This is a genomic window from Mesorhizobium sp. M2A.F.Ca.ET.067.02.1.1 (genome assembly GCF_004023285.1).
Classification (GTDB): domain Bacteria; phylum Pseudomonadota; class Alphaproteobacteria; order Rhizobiales; family Rhizobiaceae; genus Mesorhizobium.
On sequence record NZ_RZSB01001472.1, the window covers coordinates 1 to 405 of the forward strand.

General features: G+C 68.4%; 2 pseudogenes. Both read left to right on the plus strand.

Features of this window, described 5'->3' with window-relative positions:
* Positions 1 to 312 (plus strand): annotated as a pseudogene (locus tag EOA28_RS38370) (anthranilate phosphoribosyltransferase); the annotation flags it as partial.
* A gap of 5 nt (positions 313 to 317) precedes the next feature.
* Positions 318 to 405, plus strand: a pseudogene (locus tag EOA28_RS38375) (indole-3-glycerol-phosphate synthase TrpC); the annotation flags it as partial.

Here is a 405-nt window from a genome sequence, read left to right on the forward strand (position 1 = left end):
CAGGTGGCGGAACTTGCCGGCGGCGAGATCCGCACCTTCGCGCTCACCCCCGAAGCGGTCGGCCTGCAGCGCCACACCAAGGACGAGTTGCGCGGCGGCGACGCGGCCTACAACGCCAAGGCGCTGCGCGACATGCTGGCAGGTGCTGCGGGCGCCTATCGCGACACCGTGCTGATGAATGCGGGCGCCGGCCTGGTGGTGGCCGGCAAGGCGACGACGCTCGCCGACGGCATGGCGAGCGCAGCGCAAGCCATCGACAGCGGCCGCGCGCTCCAAGTGCTCGGTCGGCTGGTTGAAATTTCGAACGAGTAGAGCCCTTGTCCGACATTCTGCGCAAGATCGAAGCCTACAAACGCGAGGAGATAGCGGCGGCCAAGCAGCGCGTGCCGCTGGCCGAGATCAAGG